Below are 25,426 nucleotides of genomic sequence, written 5' to 3' on the forward strand. Positions count from 1 at the left end.
TTTCGACGTCCGTCCCTTCGCGGGACCTTCCTTACGCCGGCTCCTTCGCGGCGGCAGTCGCCGCGGCCGGTTGGGCCGCTGCTGCCTCGCGGTCGGGAGCGAGCGGGTCGGTCACCGAGCCGGTCTCTTCATCGAACAGCCCCTGCGCCAGCCTGGTCACCGCAGCGGGGACCGGCGGCGCCAGGTCGGCCACGGCGCGAAGACCGGACAGGACGTCGTCGGGTCGAACGGCAGGCGTCACGTGCCGAACAACCAGCCGCAGTATCGCACAGGGCTGGCCGGTCGGCCTATCAGCCGGCGAACTGTGTGTTTCCGCACTCTCCGCCACGCTCTCCAGAGCGACGACGGCCGAGCGGGCGTCGAAGGTACGGACGCCGTTCTTGGTCATCCTCTGGACCTCGACGGTCTCGGCCCCGTTGAAGGCGGCCGCCGCGCGGCTCGCGTCGGCGGGATCCACGCCGACCAGGCGCAGTTCCCACACCGAGGCCGTGAGCCGGTCGGCGAGCCCCGACGTGCGGACCTCGACCGCGTCGACGATGTCGAGCCCCGGGGGCAGCGACTCGTCGAGCAGGGCGCGCAGCTGTTCCGGGTCGCGCGCTGCGGTGAGCGCGATCTCCAGATACTCCGCCTCACTGCCCGTGCCGGTGGGTGCGGCATTGGCGTAGGACACCTTCGGGTGCGGCGTGAAACCGGCCGAATAGGCCATGGGGACCTCGGCGCGGCGCAGCGCACGCTCGAAAGCGCGCTGGAAGTCGCGGTGGCTGGTGAACCTCAGGCGGCCGCGCTTGGTGTAGCGCAGTCGGATGCGCTGCACCGCGGGTGCGGGCGGCGGGCCTTCGGGCTGTCGCTTGCCCAGTGTCCTAGTCCTTCGTGAGAGCGGTCGTACTTCTACCAAGAGTACGTGTCTCGCGGCCGCCAGGTTCCCGCCGGGCCACTTCCTGTGGCTCCCGCGGTTCCCCGAACAGCATGCGCCGGAAGTCCGCGCGCGCCTGCCGGGCGGATTCCCGCGCGGCCGTGAGGGCCTGGCGCGTGGCCCGGCCCACGGCGCGGGCGGCTTCGGCGGCGGGCCGCAGCACGGTGTCCCGTACGGCGTGCCCGACAGGGGTGAGGACCGTGCGGTAGACCCATCGCACCGGGTCGACGAGGATCCACCGGAAGAGGGTGGCGAGGAACCGGCCGACGGCGCGCGAGAGGTGCCCCGCGATCCGCCAGGCGTGCCCCAGGGCGTCGCCGATCTCCCGTCCGACGACCGCCAGGAAGCGGCCCACGGGGACGAGGAGATACCGCCACACACCGACCGCGGGCAGCACGAACAGCACCCGGGTGATCCAGTACAGGACGAACCCGATCCCGGTGACGCACCTCCCGACGGCCCAGGCCACCCCGCGCGCGCACCAGGCGAGCGCCTGCCCGACGGGCGCGAGCACCCAGGTGTACAGCCACACCGCGGGGACGACGACCAGGTACCGCGCGAGCCGGGCCAGGGCCGTCCAGACGCCCGTCCCGAGGGCGCCGAGCACCCGCCCGGTGCCGCGCAGCAGCCACATCACGGCGTGCCCGACGGGCGTCAGCACGCGCGCGTACACCCAGCCGAGCCCGGCCCCGACCCCTCGGGCCGTCCAGCCGAGCCCTGCCCCGATCCCCCGGCAGACCCAGGCGATCGCGTGTCCGGCCGGTGTGAGCACGTACGTGTACAGCCACACCGCGGGTACGACGAGCAGGACATGTCCCAGCAGACCGAGCGCCTTGCCCACGGGTACGACGACGTACCGCCACAGTCCCACGAACGGCCACACGAACACGGCCCGCCCCACCCACAGCAGGGCTCGTCCGGCCGGGCGCAGCACCGTGTCGCGCAGCACGCGCCCGCCGACGACGAGCGCGTCCCACACCATGCGGACCGGCACGACCAGCACGAGCACGACGATCCGCACGGGGATGCGGACGGCGGCGACGAGGCATCCCTCCGGTTGCCGGGGCTCGGGCAACGGCTTCTGCGTTTCCATGTCCGCAAGGACGCGACGGCGGGTGCCGTGGATTCACCCCACGGGTTGCGATGCCGTCACAGCGCGCCGCCCACGGCCGCACGACCTGCCGCCCCGCCGATTCTCCGGACTCCCGGCGCTCCGTGCCGCGACGGGTCCGGCCGCCGCCAGAAATCCCGCCGGGAATTCCAGCGATTAGCACAAGAATTTCTCCGGTCCGGCACCGTCGGTGGTTGCTTGTACGGGCTACCCGCGCCCGATAAATTCACCGGCCGACCCTTTTCCCCGGAGAAAAGAAAAAGCCATGAAATCGGTCTGCTTGAACATGATCGTCAAGGATGAGGCGCATGTGATCCGGCGCTGCCTCGAATCCGTGCGTCCTCTGGTCGACACCTGGGTGGTCCTTGACACGGGTTCGACCGACGGGACCCAGGACGTCGTCCGCGACGCCCTCGCCGACCTGCCCGGCTCGCTGTACGAGAGCCCCTGGAAAGGATTCGGGGCGAGCCGTACGGAGGCGATCGAACGGGCCCGGGACCGCGCGCGCCATCTGCTGTTCATCGACGCCGACGACGTGCTGGAGACCGACCCCGGTTTCACCTGGCCGGACCTGACCCACGACTGCTACGACATCGAGGTGCACCACGGCCCCGTGGTGCACCGGCGCCCGGCGATGGTGTCGACCCGGCTGCCCTGGCGCTACACCGGCGTGCTGCACGAGTACCTGGAGTGCGACACGCCGTTCAGCCGGGCACCCCTCGACGGCGTCCGCACGGTCGTCAAGGGCGGCGGGGGGCGGTCGCAGGGCAGCGTGCGCTCGAAGTACCTGCGGGACGCCGCGATCCTGAAGGACGGGCTCGCCGAGGAACCCGGAAACGCCCGGTACGCCTTCTATCTCGCCCAGAGCTGGCGCGACGCCGGTGAACCGGCGAAGGCGCTCGCCGCCTACGACCGCCGCACGGAGATGGCCGGATTCGACGAGGAGACGTTCTGCGCCCGGCTCTACGCGGCCCGGCTCGCCGTGACGCTGAGGCGCAGGGCGCCCGAGGTGACGGCCCGCTTCCTGGACGCCCACGCGTATCGGCCCACCCGGGCCGAACCGCTCGGCGAACTCGCCCGTCTCTGCCGTGTCCAGGGCGAACGCTGGCCGCTCGCCTACCTGTTCGCACAGCGCGCGACACAGATCCCGCTGCCCGACGACATCCTCTTCGTGGAACACGGCTGGTACGACTGGCAGTCCCTGGACGAACTGGCGGTGGCGGCCTACTGGATGGGTGCCTACCGCGAATCACTGGAGGCGTGCGAAGAGCTCCTGGACGGCGGAAGGCTCCCCGAGGCCCACCACGAACGGGTCGTCGCCAACCGCGACTTCGCCCGCGCCCGTCTCTCCGTCGGGGCCCCCCGCCCCCAGCCGGCCTGAGAACGGGCCTGCCTGCCGGGCGGCAGGCAGGAAGAAGGGGCCCTTCCCGGCCGGGAAGGGCCCCTCACCTCGGTGCGGGTGTCCGCTCAGTGCGTGTGTCCGCTCGCTGCGGGTGCCGCGTTCTTCACGGTCAGCGGCAGCAGCTTCTTGCCGGTCGGGCCGATCTGGATGTGGGTGTCCATGGCGGGGCAGACACCGCAGTCGAAGCAGGGGGTCCAGCGGCAGTCCTCGACCTCGGTCTCGTCGAGGGCGTCCTGCCAGTCCTCCCACAGCCAGTCCTTGTCGAGGCCCGAGTCGAGGTGGTCCCAGGGCAGGACCTCCTCGTAGGTGCGCTCGCGGGTGGTGTACCAGTCGACGTCGACGCCGAAGGGCTCCAGGGCCTTGTCGGCGCAGGCCATCCAGCGGTCGTAGGAGAAGTGCTCGCGCCAGCCGTCGAAGCGGCCGCCGTCGTCGAAGACCGCGCGGATGACCGCGCCGATCCGGCGGTCGCCGCGGGAGAGCAGGCCCTCGACGATGCCGGGCTTGCCGTCGTGGTAGCGGAAGCCGATGGAGCGGCCGTACTTCTTGTCGCCGCGGATCTTGTCGCGCAGCTTCTCCAGACGCGCGTCCGTCTCCTCCGCCGACAGCTGCGGCGCCCACTGGAACGGGGTGTGCGGCTTGGGCACGAACCCGCCGATCGACACCGTGCAGCGGATGTCGTTGGAACGGGAGACCTCGCGGCCCTTGGCGATGACGTTCATCGCCATGTCGGCGATCTGGAGGACGTCCTCGTCGGTCTCGGTCGGCAGGCCGCACATGAAGTACAGCTTCACCTGGCGCCAGCCGTTGCCGTACGCCGTCGCGACCGTCCTGATCAGGTCCTCCTCCGAGACCATCTTGTTGATGACCTTGCGCATGCGCTCCGAGCCGCCCTCGGGCGCGAAGGTCAGACCGGACCGGCGGCCGTTGCGGGTCAGCTCGTTCGCCAGGTCGACGTTGAAGGCGTCCACGCGGGTCGACGGGAGGGACAGACCGATCTTGTCCTCCTCGTACCGGTCCGCGAGGCCCTTGGCGACCTCACCGATCTCCGAGTGGTCCGCGGAGGACAGCGACAGCAGGCCGACCTCCTCGAAGCCGGTCGCCTTCAGGCCCTTCTCGACCATGTCGCCGATGCCCGTGATCGAGCGCTCGCGCACCGGACGGGTGATCATGCCCGCCTGGCAGAAGCGGCAGCCGCGGGTGCAGCCGCGGAAGATCTCCACCGACATGCGCTCGTGGACGGTCTCGGCCAGGGGGACCAGCGGCTGCTTGGGGTACGGCCACTCGTCCAGGTCCATGACGGTGTGCTTGGACACACGCCACGGCACACCCGACTTGTTGGGCACCACACGGGCGATACGGCCGTCCGGGAGGTACTCCACGTCGTAGAACGCGGGGATGTACACCGCGCCGGTCCTCGCCAGCCGGAAGAGGACCTCCTCGCGGCCGCCGGGACGGCCCTCGGCCTTCCACTCGCGGATGATCCTCGTCATGTCGAGCACGGCCTGCTCGCCGTCGCCGATGACGGCGGCGTCGATGAAGTCGGCGATCGGCTCGGGGTTGAAGGCCGCGTGGCCGCCGGCCAGCACGATCGGGTCGTCCAGCCCGCGGTCCTTGGACTCCAGCGGGATGCCCGCCAGGTCCAGCGCCGTCAGCATGTTGGTGTAGCCCAGCTCCGTGGAGAAGGACAGACCGAACACGTCGAACGCCTTCACCGGGCGGTGGCTGTCCACCGTGAACTGCGGGACGGCGTGCTCCCGCATCAGCGCCTCCAGGTCCGGCCACACGCTGTACGTGCGCTCGGCGAGGACGCCCTCCTGCTCGTTGAGCACCTCGTAGAGGATCATGACGCCCTGGTTGGGCAGCCCGACCTCGTAGGCGTCGGGGTACATCAGCGCCCAGCGGACGTCACAGCTCTCCCACTCCTTGACGGTGGAATTGAGCTCGCCGCCCACGTACTGGATCGGCTTCTGCACATGCGGCAGCAGGGCTTCGAGCTGCGGGAAAACCGACTCGGCAGACATCACGGAGGACCTTCGTGAGCAGGACTGAACTGACAGGGGTGACCATCTAGCCTAACGCGACCGTCACCGCGCCCCGCACGCTCAGATCCGCGCGGCCTTCCTCGCCGCGGCCCAGGCTCCCGGCAACTCCGCCTCGTCCAGCGCCGCCCGCAGCTCCTCCCGCCCGTACAGCACCCCGTATGTGAACCCGCTCTCCCCCGCCGTCTGCGCGTGAACCGCCAGCTCACGCAGGGCTCCACGGGCCATCACGCTGTCCTGGTGGTCGCCGAGGAGGTTCTGAAGCGACTTCATCGACCGTGCCAGCTCCGCCGCCGGGTCCCCGAGCGGCACGGTCGCCGTCTCCGCCGAGTACCTCGTCCGCTTGGCCTTCTTGCGTGCCTCGTGCAGCGCGAGATCGCGCTCCTGGCCGGGAGGCAGGTCCAGGGCCTGCTCCACCAGGCCGGACAGCTTCGCCAGATCCTTGCGGACCGCCTTGGCGATCACCTTCCGCGGATCCCCCGCCGCCGCCTTCCGCAGCGGCGGGGTGTCGATCAGCGCGTCCAGCGTGCCGAGCAGCGCCAGATACCGCTTCCCGTCGAGTACGGCGATCAGCCGTCTGCGGGATCCGCCGCGCCGGGCGTTGCTCCAGGTCCGCAGCCGGGTGCGCACCGGCCCCGCGACCAGATTGCGGGGCAGTTCGCCGAGGGCGCCGGTGATCCGCCCGGTCAGCACCTCCTGGTCGCGGTCGACGCCCAGCTCCCCCGCGAGCCATTTCAGTTCCTCGCCGACCGGGTCGGTCAGCGAGCGGTCGAGGACCGAGCCGAAGGAGCGCAGGGCGCTGCGCATGCGCCGGGTCGCGACGCGCATGGAGTGCACCGAGTCGTCCATGTCACGCCGTACCGCCGGATCGAGCGTGACGATCGCGTCCCGCTGGGCGCGCAGATACTCCAGGACGTGGTCACCGGCCGTCTCCGGCCCGGCCGGGCCCCGCTTCCCCTTGCGCCCGCTCTTCTTCTTCCCGGGGGCGGGCCCGGTCTTGGCGGGGGCGGTCTCCGCGAGCGCCCGGGCCAGCTTGGAGGAGGACGCCGACGGACGGACACCCGCCTTGCGCAACCGTTTCTCCACCTGGTCGAGGAAGACCGGGTCCCCGCCGTCGGCGAGTTCCACCTCGATCTCGGTCCACTGGGCCTGTCCGCCGCTCCCGTCGAGCCGCTCCGCGTACACGGCGTCCACGCCGACCTCGGCGAGCAGCCGGCCGTCGGCGTCGGTGAGGTCGCGCAGATCGCGGTCGGAGCGCAGCCGGACCACGGGTCCCAGCGCGGTGTCCCGGACCCGTGAGCGGACCAGCCCCGCCAGCGCGCGGGGCACGGTGTCGGACAGCGGGGCCCGGATCTCGTCCCGCACACCCGGCGCGACCGGGAACTTCAGATGCCAGCCGGCGTCGGAGCCGCCCGTGCGTCTGCGCAGCGTGATCGACGACGCGGCCAGACGCCCGTCGGCCGTGTCGTAGTAGGTGGCGTCCAGGTGTGCGACACCTTTGTCGATCACGGCCGCGACACCGGCGACGCCGGTGAGGTCGGGCAGCCCGCTGTCGTCGGACTCGTACTTCCGCTCGATCTCACGCTTGGTGTCCGCCATGCCCCGAATGTAATGGGCGCCACGGCAGGACAACAGAGCCCAACGGGTTCTGGAACTCCGGGGAAACAGGCCGGGCGGGTCAGGCCGACAGCGGCCGTTGCACCCGGATCGACTGCAGCAGTCCCACCGCCACCCACACCGCGAACATCGACGAACCGCCGTACGACACGAACGGCAGCGGCAGACCGGTGACCGGCATGATCCCGAGGGTCATGCCGATGTTCTCGAATGCCTGGAAGGCGAACCAGGCCACGATGCCCGCGGCCACGATCGTGCCGTACAGCTCGGTCGTCTCCCGCGCTATCCGGCAGGCCCGCCACAGCACCACACCGAGCAGCACGATGATCAGGCCGCCGCCGACGAAGCCCAGTTCCTCACCGGCGACCGTGAAGACGAAGTCGGTCTGCTGTTCGGGCACGAACTGGCCGGTGGTCTGCGAGCCGTGGAAGAGCCCGGAGCCGGTCAGCCCGCCGGAACCGATGGCGATGCGGGCCTGGTTGGTGTTGTAGCCGACGCCCGCCGGGTCCAGATCGGGGTTGGCGAACGCGGCGAAGCGGTTGATCTGGTACTCGTCGAGGATCCCGAGCTGCCACACCGCCAGCGCCCCCAGCGTGCCCGTGCCCAGCAGGCCGAACACCCAGCGGTTGGAGGCACCGGAGGCCAGCAGCACACCCAGCACGATGATCACCATGACCATGACCGAGCCGAGGTCGGGCATGAGCAGCACGACCGCCATCGGGACGGCGGCCAGCCCCAGCGCCTGGAGGACGGTGCGGTGGTCGGGGTAGGGCTTGTCGCCCGCGTCGACCCTGGCCGCCAGCAGCATCGCCATGCCCAGGATGATCGTGATCTTCACGAACTCCGAGGGCTGGACGGAGAAGCCGCCGCCGAGCACGATCCAGGAGTGCGCGCCGTTGACCGTGGAGCCCAGCGGGGTGAGCACCAGCAGGATCAGGAACACCGAGGCGCCGTAGAGGATGGGCACGGCCGTGCGCAGCGTGCGATGGCCGAGCCAGACGGTGCCGATCATCAGGGCGAACCCGATGCCGGTGTTCATGATGTGCCGCAGCAGGAAGTAGTACGGGTCGCCCTGGTTGATCTCGGTGCGGTTGCGGGTGGCCGAGAAGACCAGCAGCGAGCCGATCAGCGACAGCGCGAGCGCGGCCAGCAGTATCGGCCAGTCCAGCCGGCGGGCGAGCGAGTCCCGGGCGAACAGACGTGTCCAGCCGGCCCGCTCGGGTCCGTAGCCGGAGACCTGGAAGCTGTTGACGCCGCTCATGTGCACTTCCTCCGGCCGGGGCGGCGGGTACGCCGTCGGCGCCGTGTCTCTCGGTTGTCCGCCTCCGGGCTCGCGACCGTGCCCGCGGTCTGCTGCGGGTCGGCGGGGGCGGTGCCGTCGTCGGTCGGGGCGGCGGAGGCGTTCTCGACCGTGTCCCCGGCGGGCTTCTGGTACGCCTGCTGGTCCTTCGCCGGGTCCTTGGAGACCTTCGGGGCGGTGATGGAGCCGTCCGGCCGGATCGTCGGCAGGTTCTTCTGCGGCGTGGGCAGCAGGGCGTTCTTCCGGCTGATGACGCCGTCGTCGGAGATGCCGTAGAGAGCGTCGTATATGTTGCGCACGGCCGGTCCGGAGGCTCCGGAGCCCGTACCACCCTGGGAGATCGTCATCACGATCGCGTAGTCCTTGGTGTACGTGGCGAACCAGGAGGTCGTCTGCTTGCCGTAGACCTCGGCCGTACCGGTCTTGGCGTGCATGGGGATCTTGTCCTGGGGCCAGCCGCCGAACCGCCAGGCGGCCGTACCGCGCGTGGCCACGCCCGCGAGGGCTTCGTCCATCTGGGCGAGGGTCGCCCGGTTCACCGGCAGTCTGCCGTGCGACTTGGGCTTGATCGGGGTGACCTGCTTGCCGTCGGCGCTGATGACGGCCTTGCCGACCGTCGGGTCGTACAGCGTGCCGCCGTTGGAGATGGCCCCGTAGATCGTCGCCATCTGGATCGGCGTCACCAGGGTGTCGCCCTGGCCGATGGAGTAGTTGATCTCGTCACCGGCGCGCATCTTGTTGCCTTCGAGGCAGTTCTCGTAGGAGATGCGCTCGACGTAGTCGCCGTCCTTCTTGCCGGTCTTGCACCAGGCGTCCTTGTTGGCCTTCCAGTAGTCCTGCTTCCACCGGCGGTCCGGGACCCGGCCGGTGACCTCGTTGGGCAGGTCGACGCCCGTCTCGGCGCCCAGGCCGAACTGGTGGGCGGCTCTGAAGAACCAGTCCTTGGGCTTCTTCTTCGGGTCGATGCCGCCGTCCTTCTGCCACTGGGAGTGAGCCAGCCGGTAGTAGACGGTGTCGCAGGAGACCTCCAGGGCCCGGCCGAGGTCGATCGCGCCGTGGTTCTGGGACTCGAAGTTCTTGAAGACCTGACCGCCGACCGAGTAGGAGCTGGAGCACTCGTAGCGGCCGTCGAAGTCGTAGCCGGCCTGGACCGCGGCGGCCGTGGAGACCACCTTGAAGATCGATCCGGGTGCCGCCTGACCCTGGATGGCCCGGTTGAGCAGCGGATAGTTGGAGTTCTTGCCGGTGAGAGCGGCGTAGTCCTTGGCGGAGATGCCACCGACCCAGGCGTTCGGGTCGTAGGTCGGGTTGGACGCCATGGCGACGATCCGGCCGGTCCTTGCCTCCATCACCACGACCGCGCCCGCGTCGGCCTTGTAACGCTCCTGGGTGTTGCGGTCCCACTCCAGGCGGGCCGCCTTCATCGCCTCGTTCAGCTCGTACTCGGCGACGCGCTGCACCCGGGCGTCGATGCTGGTGACCAGGTGGGAGCCGGCCTGAGCGGCGTCCGACTCGGCCTGGCCGATGACCCGGCCGAGGTTGTCGACCTCGTAGCGGGTGACGCCCGCCTTGCCGCGCAGCGCCTTGTCGTACTCGCGCTCCAGGCCGGAACGGCCGACCTGGTCGGAGCGCAGGTAGGGCGAGTCGGTGTCCTTGGCCTGCTGGAGCTCCTGGTCGGTGACCGGGGAGAGGTAGCCGAGGACCTGCGCGGTGTTGGACTTGCCGGGCGCGGGGTAGCGGCGCACGGCCATCGGCTCGGCGGTGATGCCGGGGAAGTCCTCGGCGCGCTCACGGATCTGCAGGGCCTGGCGCGGGGTGGCCTCGTCGGTGATGGGGATGGGCTGGTACGGCGAGCCGTTCCAGCAGGGCTGGGGCGTCTCGGCGTCGCACAGCCGGACCTTCCCCTTGACCTCCTTCGGCTGCATGCCGAGGACGCCGGCGAGCTTGGTGAGGACGGCGTCCCCGTCGTCCGGCATCTTCAGCAGCTCGGTACGGGAGGCGGAGACCACCAGCCGGGTCTCGTTGTCCGCGAGGGGCACTCCGCGGGCGTCCAGGATCGAGCCGCGCACGGCGGGCTGGACGACCTGCTGGACGTGGTTGCCCGAGGCTTCCTTGGCGTATGCCTCGCCCTCACGGATCTGGAGATACCACAGCCGGCCGCCCAGTGTGCCGAGCAGGGAGAGGACGAGGATCTGGATGACGACGAGCCGGATCTGGACGCGTGGGGTCCGCCCGGTCTCGGGAATGTTGGTCACTGCTGTCTCCCCCTCTCAGCGTGTGCCTGCGGATTCCGGTGTGCGTACGAGTGATGAACGAGGGGCCGGCCCGGCCGGGTTCCGGCCCGCTTCCCCCGTCCGGGTGAACTCCGCTGCCGTCACAGCCGCTTGACCCCCTTGATGCGTCCGGCCCGCGCCGTGCGCGCCCGGGCCGCCTTCACCTTCAGTCCGCCCAGGCCCCCGCGCTGGCTGCCGATGCGCAGCCCGGTGCCGGAGGACAGCCAGCCGGAGGAGATGTCGGCCGACTTGGCGGAGGAGCCCGCCTCGGCGAGCGGGTCGTTGTCGGCACGCCGGGCCAGCGCCATGATGCCGGGCACCACGAACGGCGCGAGCAGCAGGTCGTACACGGCGGCCGTGAACAGCAGTCCGGGCAGGCCGACATGGCGGGCGGCGGTGTCACCGACGAGGGCGCCGACACCGGCGTACAGCAGGGTCGTGCCGACCGCGGCGGCGGCCACCACCGCCAGCGAGCCGGTCGCGGACTTCAGCCTGCCGTTCTCCGGTCTGACCAGACCGGCCAGATAGCCGATGACGCACAGCACGAGGGCGTAGCGGCCTGCCGCGTGGTCCGCGGGCGGCGCCAGGTCGGACAGCAGGCCCGCGCCGAAGCCGACGAGGGCGCCGCCGACGTGACCGTAGACCAGGGCCAGGCCCAGGACGATCAGGAGCACCAGGTCGGGCACCGCGCCGGGCAGGTGCAGCCGGGCCAGCACGCTCACCTGGAGGACCAGGGCCACGACCACCAGCACGGAGGAGAGCAGGATCCGGTTGAATCGCATCGAGTTCGGCTCCCCTACTGCTGCTGCTCTTGCTGGAACTGGCCGTCGGCGGGCGCCGACGGGGTGACCGTGACCGTCACGGTCGGCCTCGGAGTGGGCTTCGGCTTGGCGGGGAGCACGGTGTCGCGCGGATCCCGGTGGGGGGCCTGGACGACGACGCCGACGATGTCGAGCTTGCTGAAACCGACGTACGGCGTGACGTACAGGGTGCGGGTCAGACCACCGCCGGAGGGGTCGACGCGGGAGACGACACCGACGGGGACACCGGGCACGAAGGGCCGGTCGGCCTGGGAGCCGAAGGTCACCAGCCGGTCGCCCTTCTTGATGGCGGCCTTGCCGTTGAGGAGTTCGACGCGCAGCGGGCGGTCGCCCTGCCCCGAGGCGAAGCCGAGCTCGTCGCTGCCCTCCATCCGGGTGCCGACGGTGAAGTCGGGGTCGTTGGCGAGCAGCACGGTGGAGGCGTTCGGCCCGACGGTGGTGACACGGCCGACGAGACCGTCGCCGTTGAGGACCGTCATGTCGCGCTTGATGCCGTCGTTCGCGCCGACGTCGATGGTGATGGTCCAGGAGAAGCCCTGGGCCGCGCCTATGGCGATGACCTCCGCGCCCTTGATGCCGTACCGGCCCTCGCCGGCCACCTTCAGCATCCGGTCGAGCTGGCGGAGGCGGCTGCGGTTGCGGTCGTCGCTGCCCAGCTCGGCCTTGAGGGCGGCGTTCTCCTTCTCCAGTTCGGCGATACGGTCGTGCCGTTCGCCGGAGTCGCGGACGGCGGAGACGGCGTTGCCGACCGGGTCCACCGCGGACGCGACACCGTTCTCGATCGGGCCGAAGACGGAGGCCGCGGCGCGGCGGGCACCGTCGACCGGTGAGTCCTCCCCGCCGCGGATGTCCACCGTGATCAACGCGAACGCGATCGCGATCAGCAGCACCAGGAGCAGCCGGCTCTCTCGTGTGTCCCTCACGTGCGGCGGCCGTGCCCTTCATCAGTCGTCATTCGGGTAGCCCCTGGGAATTCCGAGGGGCTCGTTTTGTGGCAGCTTATGCCTCTATATCAACGATCCGCCGTACGAGAGGAGGTCATCTCGTACGGCGGAATCGAAGAGTTGCTTCATCTGCGCGGCTGGGCGTCCAGAACCTGCTGGAGCGCCTCGAACTCCTCGACGCACTTGCCGGAGCCGAGCGCCACGCTGTCCAGCGGGTCCTCGGCGATGTGGATCGGCATGCCGGTCTCCCGGCGCAGCCGCTCGTCGAGGCCGCGCAGCAGGGCGCCGCCGCCGGTCAGAACGATTCCGCGGTCCATGATGTCGCCGGACAGCTCCGGCGGGCACTTGTCCAGCGTCGTCTTCACGGCGTCGACGATGGCGTTGACGGGCTCCTCGATCGCCTTGCGCACCTCGGCGGCGGAGATCACGACGGTCTTGGGCAGACCGGAGACGAGGTCCCGGCCGCGGATCTCGGTGTGCTCGTCGGTGTCGAGGTCGTACGCCGAACCGATCGTGATCTTGATCTGCTCGGCCGTGCGCTCGCCCAGCAGGAGCGAGTACTCCTTCTTGATGTGCTGGATGATCGCGTTGTCCAGTTCGTCGCCCGCGACGCGGATGGACTGGGCGGTGACGATGCCGCCCAGGGAGATGACCGCGACCTCCGTGGTGCCGCCGCCGATGTCCACCACCATGTTGCCCGTGGCCTCGTGGACCGGCAGACCGGAGCCGATGGCCGCGGCCATGGGCTCCTCGATGATGTGCACCTGACGGGCGCCGGCCTGGGACGACGCCTCGATCACGGCGCGGCGCTCGACACCCGTGATGCCCGAGGGCACACAGACGACGACCCGCGGACGGGCCAGATAACGCCGCTTGTGGATCTTCAGGATGAAGTAGCGGAGCATTCGCTCGGTGATCTCGAAGTCGGCGATCACGCCGTCCTTCAGCGGGCGTACGGCAACGATGTTCCCGGGGGTGCGCCCGATCATCTTCTTCGCCTCGGCGCCGACCGCGAGAATCCCGCCCGTGTTGGTGTTGATCGCGACGACGGACGGCTCGTTGAGGACGATGCCGCGACCCCTGACGTACACCAGCGTGTTGGCGGTCCCGAGGTCGACAGCCATGTCACGGCCGATGAACGACATTGAGTTCCCCATCAGGATTCGTCTGGCCTTCCCACGAGCTTTTGAGGGCTTTTCAGGTAGGCGCGGTGGGTGCTGTGACGTGAAGTGCTTCCATCGTAGACGTGCCTTCACGGACCCTGGGTGAGGGTCTTCGCCATTGTCAGCAGATGATGTGTGGGTTCGCTTCTGGAGACGTGCGTTCGGGGAGACTCGTTCCCTCGATCGCCGCTCGCATGCCGGGGAAGTCCGGAGGTCGGCCCCCGGACTTCACTACGGCTTGCGGCGAAGAGTACGCGCTTACGCGCGGCCGGGGAAGAAGATCTTCACCTCGCGTTCGGCGGACTCCTCGGAGTCCGACGCGTGGATCAGGTTCTCCCGGACGATCACGCCGAAGTCGCCCCGGACGGAGCCGGGCGCGGCGGCGATCGGGTCGGTCGGGCCGGCCAGCTGGCGCACGCCCTCGATGACCCGCTCACCCTCGACGATCAGCGCGACGACGGGGCCGGAGGCCATGAACACCATCAGCGGCTCGTAGAACGGCTTGCCCTTGTGCTCGCCGTAGTGCTGCTCCAGCGTGTCCTGGTCCAGCTCGCGCAGTTCGAGCGCGGTGATCGACCAGCCGGCCTTGCGCTCGATACGGCTGATGATCTCGCCGGTCAGGCCACGACGGACGGCGTCGGGCTTGAGGAGGACGAGGGTGCGCTGGGTCACGGCAGGACTCCTTCTACCTACAGGTGTGCGGTGGCACGAGGCTACAGGGCCGTCGCGGGCACCTGTTACGCAGCGTCAGCCTCGGCGGTCCGCACCGCCGCCGCCGGGCGGCCCGGGCCGAGCAGGGCCGGGCCGCCCGGCGGTCGGGCGGCCGGGCGGTTGGGCGGCCGGGCGGTTGGGCGGCCGGGCGGCCCGGCAGTCGGGCGGCCCGGCAGTCGGATGGCCCGGCAGTCGGGCGGCCCGGCAGTCGGATGGCCCGGCAGTCGGGCGGCCCGGCAGTCGGATGGCCCGGCAGTCGGGCGGCCCGGCGGTCAGGCGGAGCCGGCGGTCAGGCGGAGCCGGCCTGAGCCGCGAATCTCGCCTTCGCCTCGTCGACCTTCCGGCCGAAGTGCACCGACGCCCACCACAGCGCCGCGAACATCGCGCCGAGGAAGAACATGATCGGCACGACGAACCCGGCCGCGATCAGGCCCAGCTGCAGCGCCCAGCCGAGCGCCACGCCGCCCGGCCTGGTCACCAGACCGCACAGCAGCAGGCACAGGAACATGGCGATGCCGCAGACCGTCCACACCGTGCCCATGGACAGGTCCGCGTCCTTCATCGCGACCAGCCCGGCGAAGCCGATCACGAAGAACTCACCGATCAGGGTCGAGGAGCAGAGCGTACGCATGTCGCAGGTCAGCCCTTCCCGAGAAGCAGGCGGGCCTCACCCACCGTGATGACGGAACCGGTGACCAGCACGCCGCCGCCCGCGAACTCGCCCTCCTCCTCGGCCAGCGTGATCGCGGCCTCCAGGGCGTCCGGCAGCCGCGGCTCGACCTGGACCCGCTCCTCGCCGAAGACCTCCACGGCGATCGCGGCCAGCTCGTCGGCGTCCATGGCGCGGTGGGTGGAGTTCTGGGTGACGACGATCTCGGCGAAGACCGGCTCGAACGCCTCCAGCAGCCCCCGCACGTTCTTGTCGCCGCTCGCCCCGACCACACCGATCAGCCGGCTGAAGTCGAACGCCTCCCCGATCGCCTCGGCGGTCACCCGGGCACCGGCCGGGTTGTGCGCGGCGTCCAGCACGACCGTCGGCGAGCGCCGCACGACCTCCATCCGGCCCGGTGAGGACACGGCCGCGAACGCCTTGCGCACGGTGTCGATGTCCAGCGGCTCGGCCCGCAGCGCACCGACGCCGAAGAACGCCTCGACCGCGGCCAGCGCCACGGCGGCGTTGTGCGCCTGGTGCGCGCCGTGCAGCGGCAGATACACCTCGGTGTACTCGCCGCCGAGCCCGCGCAGGGTGAGCATCTGTCCGCCGACGGCGACCTGACGGGAGACGACCCCGAACTCCAGGCCCTCGCGGGCGACGGTGGCGTCCACCTCGACGGCCTTCTTCAGCAGCACCTGTGCCGCGTCCACCGGCTGCTGGGACATGATCACGCCGGCGCCCTGCTTGATGATGCCGGCCTTCTCCCCCGCGATCTCGCCGGGTGTCTCGCCGAGCCGGTCGGTGTGGTCCAGGTCGATCGGCGTGACGACGGCCACGTCCGCGTCGATGACGTTCGTCGCGTCCCACGAGCCGCCCATGCCGACCTCGACGACGGCCACGTCGACCGGCGCGTCCGCGAAGGCGGCGTACGCCATGGCGGTGAGCACCTCGAAGAACGACAGGCGGTACTCCTGCTGGGCGTCGACCATCTCGACGTACGGCTTGATGTCGTTGTACGTCTCGATGAACCGCTCGGCCTGGATCGGGGCGCCGTCCAGGCTGATGCGCTCGGTGATCGACTGCACGTGCGGGGAGGTGTAGCGGCCGGTGCGCAGGTCGAAGGCGCCGAGGAGGGCCTCGATCATGCGGGCCGTCGACGTCTTGCCGTTGGTGCCCGTGATGTGGATCGAGGGGTACGCCCGCTGCGGCTCGCCCAGGACGTCCATCAGCGCGGCGATGCGGCTGACGGAGGGCTCCAGCTTGGTCTCGCCCCAGCGGGTCGCGAGGTCGGCCTCGACCTCGCGCAGGGCCTTGTCGACCTCGGGGTCCTCGGGGCGTGCCGGGACGTCGCCCTGCGGGGGGCCGCCCTGGGTGCGCAGGGTGCGGCTGCCTGCCTCGATGACGGCGAGGTCGGGGTCGCGGTCCGTCTCGGCCGAGACGATCTCGTCGAAGGAGTCGAGGGGGTCGGGCTGGTCGTGGGTGGGGTCGCTCACGGGGCCAGTCTACGGAGCGGGGGTGACAAAGCGTGCGCCGGAGGTGGGGGGTGGCCCGTACCGTCCGGCGGGCGCGGGGAACGCCGTGGCTCGTCGCCCGTTCCCCGCGCCCCTCGGGGCACTACTGCTGAGGCAGCTTGTCCAGCTGGCTCTGGATCCGGGCGATGTCCTCGTCCGCCTTGGCCAGGCGGGTGCGGATCTTGTCCACCACCTGATCGGGTGCCTTCGCCAGGAAAGCCTCATTGCCCAGCTTGGCCACGGCCTGCTGACGCTCCTTCTCCGCCGCCGCGAGGTCCTTCGCGAGGCGCTTGCGCTCCGCGGCCACGTCGATGGTGCCGGAGAGGTCCAGCGCCACCTCCGCGCCGCCGATCGGCAGGGTCGCCGTCGCCGTGAAGGAGTCGCCCTCCGGCTGCAGACGCAGCAGCTGGCGGATGGCGGCCTCGTGCGGGGCGAGGGCGGTGCCGTCGAGGGTGAGGCGGGCCGGGACGCGCTGGCCGGGCTGGAGGCCCTGGTCGGCGCGGAAGCGGCGGACCTCGGTGACGACCTGCTGGAGGTTCTCGATCTCCGCCTCGGCGGCGTCGTCGCGGAAGCCGCTGTCGGCGGGCCAGTCGGCGACGACGACGGACTCGCGGCCGGTCAGCGTGGTCCACAGCGTCTCGGTGACGAACGGCATCACCGGGTGCAGCAGACGCATCAGGACGTCCAGGACCTCGCCGAGGACCCGGCCGGAGACCTCGGCGCCCTCGCCGCCCGCCATGAACGTGGTCTTGGACAGCTCGACGTACCAGTCGAAGACCTCGTCCCACGCGAAGTGGTACAGCGCCTCGCTGAGCTTGGCGAACTGGAAGTCGTCGTAGTACGCGTCGACCTGCGCGACCGTCTTGTTCAGCCGGGACAGGATCCAGCGGTCGGTGGCCGACAGCCGCTCGGCCGACGGCAGTTCGCCCTCGACCGTCGCGCCGTTCATCAGCGCGAAGCGGGTCGCGTTCCAGATCTTGTTGGCGAAGTTCCGGGACGCCTGGACCCAGTCCTCGCCGATGGGCACGTCGGTGCCCGGGTTGGCGCCCTTGGCCAGGGTGAAGCGGACGGCGTCGGAGCCGTACTTGTCCATCCAGTCCAGCGGGTCGACCACGTTGCCGAAGGACTTCGACATCTTCTTGCCGCGCTCGTCGCGGACCAGGCCGGTCAGGGCGATGGTCCTGAACGGGGCCTCGCCGTCCATGGCGTACAGGCCGAACATCATCATCCGGGCGACCCAGAAGAAGATGATGTCGTGGCCGGTGAGCAGGACGTCGGTGGAGTAGAACTTCTCCAGGTCCGGGGTCTTCTCCGGCCAGCCGAGGGTGGAGAACGGCCACAGGCCGGAGGAGAACCAGGTGTCGAGGACGTCGGTGTCCTGGTGCCAGCCCTCGCCCGCCGGCGGCTGCTCGTCGGGGCCGACGCAGACGATCTCGCCGTCGGGGCCGTACCAGATCGGGATGCGGTGACCCCACCACAGCTGGCGCGAGATGCACCAGTCGTTCATGTTGTCGACCCAGTCGAAGTAGCGCTTCGACATGTCGGCCGGGTGGATGGCGACCCGGCCGTCGCGGACCGCGTCGCCGGCGGCCTGGGCGAGCGGGGCGACCTTGACCCACCACTGCATGGACAGCCGCGGCTCGACCGTGGTCCTGCAGCGCGAGCAGTGGCCGACGGAGTGCATGTACGGGCGCTTCTCGGCGACGATCCGGCCCTGGGCGCGCAGGGCGCCGACGACGGCCGAGCGGGCCTCGAAGCGGTCCTGGCCGAGGAAGGGGCCGTGGACGGTGATGATGCCGTGCTCGTCCATGATCGTCAGGGAGGGCAGGCCGTGGCGCTGGCCGATGGCGAAGTCGTTCGGGTCGTGCGCCGGGGTCACCTTGACGGCGCCGGTGCCGAACTCCGGGTCGACGTGCGTGTCGGCGACGACCGGGATGGTGCGGTCGGTCAGCGGGAGCTTGATCTGCTTGCCGACGAGGTGCTTGTAGCGCTCGTCGTCGGGGTGGACGGCGACGGCGGTGTCACCGAGCATCGTCTCCGCGCGGGTGGTCGCGACGACGAGGGAGTCATCACCCTCGCCGTAGCGGATGGAGACCAGCTCACCGGCGTCCTCCTGGTACTCCACCTCGATGTCGGAGATGGCGGTCAGGCAGCGCGGACACCAGTTGATGATGCGCTCGGCGCGGTAGATCAGCTCGTCGTCGTAGAGCTTCTTGAAGATGGTCTGGACGGCCTTGGACAGACCCTCGTCCATGGTGAACCGCTCGCGGGACCAGTCGACGCCGTCGCCGAGGCGGCGCATCTGGCCGAGGATCCTGCCGCCGTACTCCTCCTTCCACTGCCAGACGCGCGAGACGAACTCCTCGCGGCCCAGGTCGTGGCGGGACTTGCCCTCCTCGGCGAGCTGCTGCTCGACCTTGTTCTGGGTGGCGATGCCGGCGTGGTCCATGCCCGGCAGCCACAGCGACTCGTAGCCCTGCATGCGCTTGCGGCGGGTGAGGGCGTCCATGAGCGTGTGCTGGAAGGCGTGGCCCAGGTGGAGCGAACCGGTGACGTTCGGCGGCGGGATGACGATGGTGTACGCGGGCTTGTCGCTCTGCGCGTCCGCCGTGAAGTAACCCTTTTCTACCCAGCGCTCGTACAGCGGCCCCTCTACCTCGGCCGGCGCGTACTGGGTCGGCAGTTCGGTGGTGGGCGCTGGTGGCTGCTGCTGAGTGTTCTCGGTCACGGGCTCAGTTTAGAGGTGTCACGGGCCCGTCCCGAAACGCGATTCCTTTGTAACGGTGCGGACCCCGCCGCCGTGCATGCGGCATGTCTGCGTCAGGATGTCCGAAACGCATAAGCATCTGGAGGGGAACCCCGTAATGAGCTACAACCAGCCGGGCCCGTACGGCGGGCAGCCTCAGCAGCCGGGCCCGTACGGCGGGCAGCCTCAGCAGCCGGGCCCTTACGGCCAGCAGCCGCAGGCTCCGCAGCCCGGCTACGGGTACCCCCAGCAGCCGGCTCCGCCGCAGCCGGGTTACGGCTACCCGCAGCAGCCGGTGCCTCCGCAGCAGGGCTACGGCCAGCAGCCCCCGTACGGCCAGGCTCCCTACGGCGCTCCCCAGCCTCCGGTGCCGGGCGGCGGCAAGAAGAAGACGGGCCTGATCATCGGCGCGGTCGCGGTCGTCGCGGCGATCGCGGTCGGCGCGTACTTCGTCCTCTCGGGCAGCGGCAGCGGCGGCTCCGACGTCGCGGACGACGGCCCGCACAAGCTCACCACGCCTGCGACCGTCATGAACGACGAGTACAAGAAGGACAAGGGCGACTCCGACTCCATGACGAAGGACGACATCAAGGACGCCGAGAAGTGGGGGGTGAAGAACCCCACCGATGTCAGCGCCAACTACGTGTCGGGCAACGAGGACAACCCGCTCTCCCAGAAGATGCTCAGCTTCGGTGGCGTCTACGGGGAGATCGAGGACCCCGAGAAGGTCGTCGACGCCTTCCTCGCGTACATGAAGAACGACGCGAACGAGGAAGACGACGAGATGCAGGTCACCATGGTCGGTGAACCCAAGGCGTACGACAACGCGAAGGGCGCGGTCCTGAAGTGCCAGGACGCCAAGATGGAGCCCAAGGAGAAGGGCGAGGGCCCCAGCACGATGTACCTGACCTACTGTGCCTGGGGAGACCACAGCACCCTCGGCCTGGTGGCTCCCATCGACCTCGCCAACCTGGCGTCCGAGAAGAAGTCCGACCCTGCGGCCGCGGCCGACCTCACGGCCAAGTTCCGCGAGGAGGTCCGCGTCAAGGCCTGACGACGGCGCCACGCAACGGGGCGGGGCTTCCCGGTCGAGGCCGACCGGGAAGCCCCGCCCCTTCTTGCCCGCTCAGGCGCGGTAGCAGGCTTCGAGCGTGTGGGGCCCCTGACGTTGATCGCGATGAGGCGGGTCTGACACGTGATCCTGTCCGCGAGCGACTCCACGTTCGCGCAGGCCGACCTGACCCGCGGACCGATTGCATAGTCCTTGCTCCTGAGGTACTCGACGCAGGCGATCTGATCCGCCGGGCGGGTGCGGCTGTCACCAGCGGTACCACTCCGGCAGCCGCGACCACACTGAGCGCCGTGACGGCACACCTGATCTTCATCGGTGTTCCTCCCGTTTTCATGCTCGATCGCACGAACTTTTGATCGAATCGGTCGGGAGTCACCAGATCATTCGGCATGGAGCAGCGCCATGGACCACTGGGTCTTTGGCGTGATCACCACGGGGAATGGCTCAGAGGAGGGACGCGAAGGGGCCCGGCACTCGTGGTGAGTGCCGGGCCCCTGTGCTGTCGTGGGTGCGGAGCCCCTACGCCGACTTCGCCTCGCCCGAGCCGCGGCCGCGGGAGTCCCTCGGGATCAGGGTCGGGTTGACGTTGGAGCGGACGACGTCGGCGGTGATGACGACGCGGGCGACGTCCTTGCGGGACGGGACCTCGTACATCACCGACATCAGGACCTCCTCCATGATGGCGCGCAGGCCGCGCGCGCCGGTCTGGCGGAGGATGGCCTGGTCGGCGATGGCCTCCAGGGCCTCACGCTCGAAGTCCAGCTCCACGCCGTCGAGTTCGAAGAGGCGCTGGTACTGCTTGACCAGGGCGTTGCGGGGCTCCACCAGGATCTGGAGCAGGGCCTCGCGGTCGAGGTTGTGGACCGAGGTGATGACCGGGAGACGGCCGATGAACTCCGGGATCATGCCGAACTTCACCAGGTCCTCGGGCATGACGTCCTCGAACTGGTCCTTGGCCTCCAGCTCGCGCTTGGAGCGGATCGTCGCGCCGAAGCCGATGCCCTTGGCGCCGGCCCGGGACTCGATGATCTTCTCCAGCCCCGCGAAGGCACCGCCCACGATGAACAGGACGTTCGTCGTGTCGATCTGGATGAACTCCTGGTGCGGGTGCTTGCGGCCGCCCTGCGGCGGGACCGAGGCCGTGGTGCCCTCCAGGATCTTCAGCAGGGCCTGCTGGACGCCCTCGCCGCTCACGTCACGCGTGATCGACGGGTTTTCACTCTTCCGTGCGACCTTGTCGATCTCGTCGATGTAGATGATCCCGGTCTCGGCCTTCTTGACGTCGTAGTCGGCCGCCTGGATCAGCTTCAGCAGGATGTTCTCGACGTCCTCGCCCACATACCCGGCCTCCGTCAGCGCCGTCGCGTCGGCGATGGCGAACGGGACGTTCAGCATGCGCGCCAGGGTCTGCGCGAGGAGGGTCTTGCCCGAGCCCGTGGGGCCGAGCAGCAGAATGTTGGACTTGGCCAGCTCGATCGCGTCGTCACGCCCGCTGCCGCCGCCGTTCTCGCCGGCCTGGACGCGCTTGTAGTGGTTGTAGACCGCCACGGACAGGGCCTTCTTGGCGGCCTCCTGGCCGACCACATAGCCCTCGAGGAACTCGTAGATCTCGCGGGGCTTGGGGAGTTCCTCCCAGCGCACCTCGCTGGTCTCCGCGAGTTCTTCCTCGATGATCTCGTTGCAGAGATCGATGCACTCGTCGCAGATGTACACACCAGGGCCTGCGATGAGCTTCTTGACCTGCTTCTGGCTCTTGCCGCAGAACGAGCACTTGAGCAGATCGCCGCCGTCACCGATGCGTGCCACGGTGTGCTTCCCCTTCGCCTGGGAGACGCCTGGACGCTTTCGCCTCCAGCGGCTCCTGGTGCTGCCTTATTCCGACGGTACCTTGCCGGGCCCCCCGTTCGGGCCCCCCTTGGCAGGGTTCACTTTGACGTGCACCTTTCGCGCACCGGGTGAAACCGTGCCAAGGGGCGGCAGACGATACTCCTGTGCCCGCGTCAGCGGACAGCGGCGTTGTTCATCTTCCGGGTGGAGATGATCTGGTCGATCAGGCCGTAGGACAGCGCGTCCTCGGCCGTGAGGATCTTGTCGCGCTCGATGTCCTCGCGGATCTTCTCGATCGGCGTGGTGGAGTGCTTCGCCAGCATGTCCTCCAGCTGGGAGCGCATCCGCAGGATCTCGTTCGCGGCGATCTCCAGGTCCGAGACCTGACCGCGGCCGGTCTCGCTGTACGGCTGGTGGATCAGCACGCGCGCGTTCGGCAGGGCCATGCGCTTGCCGGGCGTACCGGCGGCCAGCAGGATCGCCGCGGCGGAGGCCGCCTGGCCCATGCAGACCGTCTGGATGTCCGGCTTCACGAACTGCATCGTGTCGTAGATCGCAGTCAGCGCGGTGAAGGAACCACCGGGGCTGTTGATGTAGACCGAGATGTCACGGTCGGGGTCCATCGACTCCAGGCACAGCAGCTGCGCCATGACGTCGTTGGCGGAGGCGTCGTCGATCTGGACGCCGAGGAAGATCACGCGCTCCTCGAAGAGCTTCGCGTACGGGTCGTACTCGCGGATGCCCTGCGAGGTGCGCTCCACGAAGCGCGGGATCACGTAGCGGGACTCGGCGGCCGGACCGGTGTACTGGGCGCGTGCGCGGTCGTACAGGCCGCTGCCGGGGAAGTCGTTCACTGTCTGTCTCCTAGGGGCTGGGCGGTCGGCTGGAGGGCTCTGGGAGGCTCGGGGGCCCTGGCGGGCCTCAGGCCGCCCCGGTGCCGCCGCCGCCCGGCATACCGGCGGCCGTGGGGATGACGTCGTCGATGAGGCCGTACTCCTTGGCCTCGAACGCGTCGAACCAGCGGTCGCGGTCCGAGTCGCGGGTGATCTGCTCGACCGACTGGCCGGTGTGCTGCGAGGTGAGCTCGGCCATGCGCTTCTTGGTGTGCAGCAGCCGCTCGGCGTGGATCTTGATGTCAGAGGCCGAACCGGCCAGACCCGCGGACGGCTGGTGGATCAGGATCTCGGCGTTCGGCAGCGCGAAACGCTTGCCGGGGGTGCCCGCGCTGAGCAGGAACTGACCCATCGAGGCCGCGAGGCCCATGGCGATCGTCACCACGTCGTTCTTGATGAACTGCATGGTGTCGTAGATCGCCATACCGGCCGTGATCGAGCCGCCGGGGCTGTTGATGTACAGGTAGATGTCCTTGTCCGGGTCGGCGGCAAGGAGCAGCAGCTGCGCGGTGATCTTGTTGGCGATGTCGTCGTCGACCGGCTGGCCGAGGAAGATGATCCGCTCGTTGAGCAGCCGGTTGTAGACCTGGTCGCCGAGGCCACCGCCGATGGAAGGCTCGCCGGCGGCGGAGGGCATCAGATTCGTCACGTATCCACCTGCTCGTCTTGCGACGGCGCCGGGCCGTCTCACGTGTACTACGTATTCATGGACCCTAACGCCGCAGCCCTCCCGGGGAATCCCGGTAAGGGGGGTGTTCGCCGGGGGCGTAGCGGGGTGTGATCCGGGGGTAGGCGAACGGACCCCGAGTTCGAAGTACTCGGGGTCCGTTGCGGGTGATCAGCGGGTGATCAGAGGCCGGCCGGAGCCGGCCGGAGGTGCCGTGCGGCTCAGGCCTCCGGCTTCTCCTCGGCCTCGGGGGTCTCGGTGCCCTCGGCGGCCTCGACGACCTCGGTGGCGGCCTCGACCTCGTCCTCGTCGTCGAGGTCGATGACCTCGCCGTTGGTGTCCTTGACCGTGGCGGCCTCGACGACGACGGCCAGGGCCTTGCCGCGGGCGACCTCACCGACGAGGAGCGGGACCTGGCCCTGCTCGACGACGGCCTGGGCGAACTGGTCGGGGGACATGCCGGAGGAGGCGGCACGGCGCATCAGGTGCTCGGTCAGCTCGTCCTGGTTGACGTTGAGCTTCTCGGTCTTGACCAGCTCGTCGAGGACGAACTGGGTCTTGATGCCCTTGACCGCGGCGTCGCGGGTCTCGGTCTCGAACTCCTCGGCGGTCTTGCCCTGGATCTCCAGGTACTTGTCGAGGGTGAGGCCCATCTGGCCGAGCTGGTGGTGCTCCAGGTTGTGCTTGCGGGTGTTGATCTCGTCCTCGAGCAGCTTCTCGGGGACGGGCACCTCGACGAGCTCCAGCAGCTTCTCCAGGACGCGCTCCTGGGCCTGCGTGGCCTGGTCGAACTGCTTCATGTTCTCCAGGCGCTTGCGGCTGTCGCCCTTGAGCTCGTCCAGGGTGTCGAACTCGGAGGCGAGCTGCGCGAAGTCGTCGTCCAGCTCGGGCAGCTCGCGGGCGGCGACCTGGGTGACCTTGACGGTGACCTCGGCCTCCTTGCCCGCCGCGGAGCCTCCCTTGAGCTCGGAGGTGAAGGTCGCCTCGGCGCCCGCCTCCAGGCCCTTGACGGCGTCGTCGATGCCTTCCAGCAGCTCGCCGGAGCCGATGGTGTAGGAGACGCCGTCGGCCACGCCGTCGGCGAGGACCTCGCCGTCGACCTTGGCCTGCAGGTCGATCGTGACGACGTCGCCGTCCTCGGCGGCGCGCTCGACCGGGGAGGTGGAGGCGAAGCGCTCGCGCAGCTGCTGCACGGACTTCTCGACGTCCTCGTCGGTGACCTCGACGGCGTCGACCTCGACCTCGATGCCGGAGTAGTCCGGGATCTCGAGGGCGGGACGGATGTCGACCTCGGCGGTGAAGTTCAGCGTGTCGCCGTCCTTCAGCTCGGTGATGTCGACCTCGGGCTGACCCAGGACGGAGAGCTCGGCCTCGTTGACGGCGGCGGTGTAGAACTTCGGCAGCGCGTCGTTGACGGCCTCCTCCAGCACGGCGCCACGGCCGAACCGCTGGTCGATCACCCGGGCGGGGATCTTGCCCTTGCGGAAGCCCTTCACCGTGACCTGCTGGTTGATCTTCTTGTACGCCGCGTCGAGGCTGTCCTTGAGCTCCTCGAAGGGCACCTCGACAGTGAGCCGAACCCGGGTCGGGTTCAGGTTCTCAACGGCGCTCTTCACGGTTCGGTCTCCTTGATGGCTGACTTCTGGATTCTGCCGGAGCCAGACGGTTCCGGCGGATTTCGCCGCCCGGAGGACATCGTGAGAGACATACGGGCGCGCAGCTTGCATAGTAACCGCAGGGGCCGAACGTCCCAAAAGGCGA

The 25,426-nt window shown here is 69.7% G+C and carries 19 protein-coding genes; 2 read left to right on the forward strand and 17 right to left on the reverse strand.

Features of this window, described 5'->3' with window-relative positions:
* Positions 1-31 precede the first annotated feature (31 nt).
* Entirely contained in the window at positions 32-814 is a 783-nt protein-coding gene (locus ACIQGV_RS04080; protein ID WP_402490136.1) for a TIGR03936 family radical SAM-associated protein, read from the reverse strand.
* A gap of 46 nt (positions 815-860) precedes the next feature.
* Positions 861-2,006 carry a hypothetical protein gene (locus ACIQGV_RS04085; RefSeq protein ID WP_402490138.1) on the reverse strand — a complete coding sequence of 382 codons (1,146 nt, stop codon included), beginning with the start codon at positions 2,004-2,006 and terminating at the stop codon, positions 861-863.
* Between the two features lie 304 nt (positions 2,007-2,310).
* Between ACIQGV_RS04085 and ACIQGV_RS04090 the strand changes: the two genes are divergently transcribed.
* Positions 2,311-3,405: a glycosyltransferase gene (locus ACIQGV_RS04090; RefSeq protein WP_402490139.1), complete on the forward strand. Its 1,095-nt coding sequence runs from the start codon at positions 2,311-2,313 to the stop codon at positions 3,403-3,405.
* An 86-nt stretch (positions 3,406-3,491) separates the two neighbouring features.
* Here the strand turns inward: ACIQGV_RS04090 and ACIQGV_RS04095 are convergent, their stop codons facing one another.
* The 11 genes from ACIQGV_RS04095 to ACIQGV_RS04145 form a co-directional block, all read right to left on the reverse strand.
* Complete coding sequence (locus tag ACIQGV_RS04095) at positions 3,492-5,447, reverse strand: TIGR03960 family B12-binding radical SAM protein (RefSeq protein WP_402490141.1); 1,956 nt, start codon at positions 5,445-5,447, stop codon at positions 3,492-3,494.
* An 81-nt stretch (positions 5,448-5,528) separates the two neighbouring features.
* Complete coding sequence (locus tag ACIQGV_RS04100) at positions 5,529-7,064, reverse strand: CHAD domain-containing protein (protein ID WP_402490144.1); 1,536 nt, start codon at positions 7,062-7,064, stop codon at positions 5,529-5,531.
* A 79-nt stretch (positions 7,065-7,143) separates the two neighbouring features.
* A complete protein-coding gene (rodA, locus tag ACIQGV_RS04105; RefSeq protein WP_402490146.1) occupies positions 7,144-8,343 on the reverse strand; it encodes a rod shape-determining protein RodA in 1,200 nt (399 codons plus the stop codon).
* A complete protein-coding gene (gene mrdA, locus ACIQGV_RS04110) occupies positions 8,340-10,637 on the reverse strand; it encodes a penicillin-binding protein 2 (protein WP_402490148.1) in 2,298 nt (765 codons plus the stop codon). The genes rodA and mrdA overlap by 4 nt, the downstream gene beginning before the upstream one ends.
* 119 nt (positions 10,638-10,756) lie before the next feature.
* Entirely contained in the window at positions 10,757-11,437 is a 681-nt protein-coding gene (gene mreD, locus ACIQGV_RS04115; protein ID WP_402490150.1) for a rod shape-determining protein MreD, read from the reverse strand.
* Between the two features lie 14 nt (positions 11,438-11,451).
* Positions 11,452-12,399: a rod shape-determining protein MreC gene (gene mreC / locus ACIQGV_RS04120; protein ID WP_402490152.1), complete on the reverse strand. Its 948-nt coding sequence runs from the start codon at positions 12,397-12,399 to the stop codon at positions 11,452-11,454.
* Positions 12,400-12,545: 146 nt separating this feature from the next.
* Positions 12,546-13,565, reverse strand: a complete 1,020-nt coding sequence (locus tag ACIQGV_RS04125; RefSeq protein ID WP_006133575.1) for a rod shape-determining protein — start codon at positions 13,563-13,565, stop codon at positions 12,546-12,548.
* Positions 13,566-13,841: 276 nt separating this feature from the next.
* On the reverse strand, positions 13,842-14,255 hold the full coding sequence (gene ndk, locus ACIQGV_RS04130) for a nucleoside-diphosphate kinase (RefSeq protein ID WP_402490155.1): 414 nt from the start codon (positions 14,253-14,255) through the stop codon (positions 13,842-13,844).
* Positions 14,256-14,583: 328 nt separating this feature from the next.
* Positions 14,584-14,925 carry a DUF4233 domain-containing protein gene (locus ACIQGV_RS04135; protein WP_402490157.1) on the reverse strand — a complete coding sequence of 114 codons (342 nt, stop codon included), beginning with the start codon at positions 14,923-14,925 and terminating at the stop codon, positions 14,584-14,586.
* Positions 14,926-14,933: 8 nt separating this feature from the next.
* On the reverse strand, positions 14,934-16,442 hold the full coding sequence (locus tag ACIQGV_RS04140; RefSeq protein ID WP_402490160.1) for a bifunctional folylpolyglutamate synthase/dihydrofolate synthase: 1,509 nt from the start codon (positions 16,440-16,442) through the stop codon (positions 14,934-14,936).
* A 121-nt stretch (positions 16,443-16,563) separates the two neighbouring features.
* Positions 16,564-19,188: a valine--tRNA ligase gene (locus tag ACIQGV_RS04145; RefSeq protein ID WP_402490163.1), complete on the reverse strand. Its 2,625-nt coding sequence runs from the start codon at positions 19,186-19,188 to the stop codon at positions 16,564-16,566.
* Positions 19,189-19,324: 136 nt separating this feature from the next.
* Here ACIQGV_RS04145 and ACIQGV_RS04150 point away from each other — a divergent pair, with 136 nt between their 5' ends.
* Positions 19,325-20,260 carry a hypothetical protein gene (locus ACIQGV_RS04150; protein WP_402490165.1) on the forward strand — a complete coding sequence of 312 codons (936 nt, stop codon included), beginning with the start codon at positions 19,325-19,327 and terminating at the stop codon, positions 20,258-20,260.
* 537 nt (positions 20,261-20,797) lie between these two features.
* Here the strand turns inward: ACIQGV_RS04150 and clpX are convergent.
* From clpX to tig, 4 genes are all read right to left on the reverse strand, one after another.
* Positions 20,798-22,084, reverse strand: a complete 1,287-nt coding sequence (clpX, locus tag ACIQGV_RS04155) for an ATP-dependent Clp protease ATP-binding subunit ClpX (RefSeq protein WP_402490168.1) — start codon at positions 22,082-22,084, stop codon at positions 20,798-20,800.
* 194 nt (positions 22,085-22,278) lie between these two features.
* Positions 22,279-22,959 carry an ATP-dependent Clp protease proteolytic subunit gene (locus ACIQGV_RS04160; RefSeq protein WP_402490171.1) on the reverse strand — a complete coding sequence of 227 codons (681 nt, stop codon included), beginning with the start codon at positions 22,957-22,959 and terminating at the stop codon, positions 22,279-22,281.
* Positions 22,960-23,026: 67 nt separating this feature from the next.
* Entirely contained in the window at positions 23,027-23,635 is a 609-nt protein-coding gene (locus tag ACIQGV_RS04165; RefSeq protein ID WP_055570713.1) for an ATP-dependent Clp protease proteolytic subunit, read from the reverse strand.
* Between the two features lie 251 nt (positions 23,636-23,886).
* Positions 23,887-25,281, reverse strand: coding sequence for a trigger factor (gene tig / locus ACIQGV_RS04170; RefSeq protein ID WP_402490173.1), 1,395 nt, complete (start codon positions 25,279-25,281; stop codon positions 23,887-23,889).
* Positions 25,282-25,426 lie beyond the last annotated feature (145 nt).

It is taken from the genome of Streptomyces sp. NPDC093094, from assembly GCF_044754345.1.
Classification (GTDB): Bacteria; Actinomycetota; Actinomycetes; order Streptomycetales; family Streptomycetaceae; genus Streptomyces.

What these genes read in the sequence shown, in the direction of transcription:
- ACIQGV_RS04165 (WP_055570713.1), bottom strand. Translation starts at nt 23,635, where the DNA reads ATGCCCTCCGCCGCCGGCGAGCCTTCCATCGGCGGTGGCCTCGGCGAC.
- rodA (WP_402490146.1), bottom strand. Translation starts at nt 8,343, where the DNA reads ATGAGCGGCGTCAACAGCTTCCAGGTCTCCGGCTACGGACCCGAGCGG.
- ACIQGV_RS04150 (WP_402490165.1), top strand. Translation starts at nt 19,325, where the DNA reads ATGAGCTACAACCAGCCGGGCCCGTACGGCGGGCAGCCTCAGCAGCCG.
- ACIQGV_RS04095 (WP_402490141.1), bottom strand. Translation starts at nt 5,447, where the DNA reads ATGTCTGCCGAGTCGGTTTTCCCGCAGCTCGAAGCCCTGCTGCCGCAT.
- mreD (WP_402490150.1), bottom strand. Translation starts at nt 11,437, where the DNA reads ATGCGATTCAACCGGATCCTGCTCTCCTCCGTGCTGGTGGTCGTGGCC.
- ACIQGV_RS04100 (WP_402490144.1), bottom strand. Translation starts at nt 7,064, where the DNA reads ATGGCGGACACCAAGCGTGAGATCGAGCGGAAGTACGAGTCCGACGAC.
- ACIQGV_RS04090 (WP_402490139.1), top strand. Translation starts at nt 2,311, where the DNA reads ATGATCGTCAAGGATGAGGCGCATGTGATCCGGCGCTGCCTCGAATCC.
- ACIQGV_RS04125 (WP_006133575.1), bottom strand. Translation starts at nt 13,565, where the DNA reads ATGTCGTTCATCGGCCGTGACATGGCTGTCGACCTCGGGACCGCCAAC.
- ACIQGV_RS04135 (WP_402490157.1), bottom strand. Translation starts at nt 14,925, where the DNA reads ATGCGTACGCTCTGCTCCTCGACCCTGATCGGTGAGTTCTTCGTGATC.
- ACIQGV_RS04085 (WP_402490138.1), bottom strand. Translation starts at nt 2,006, where the DNA reads ATGGAAACGCAGAAGCCGTTGCCCGAGCCCCGGCAACCGGAGGGATGC.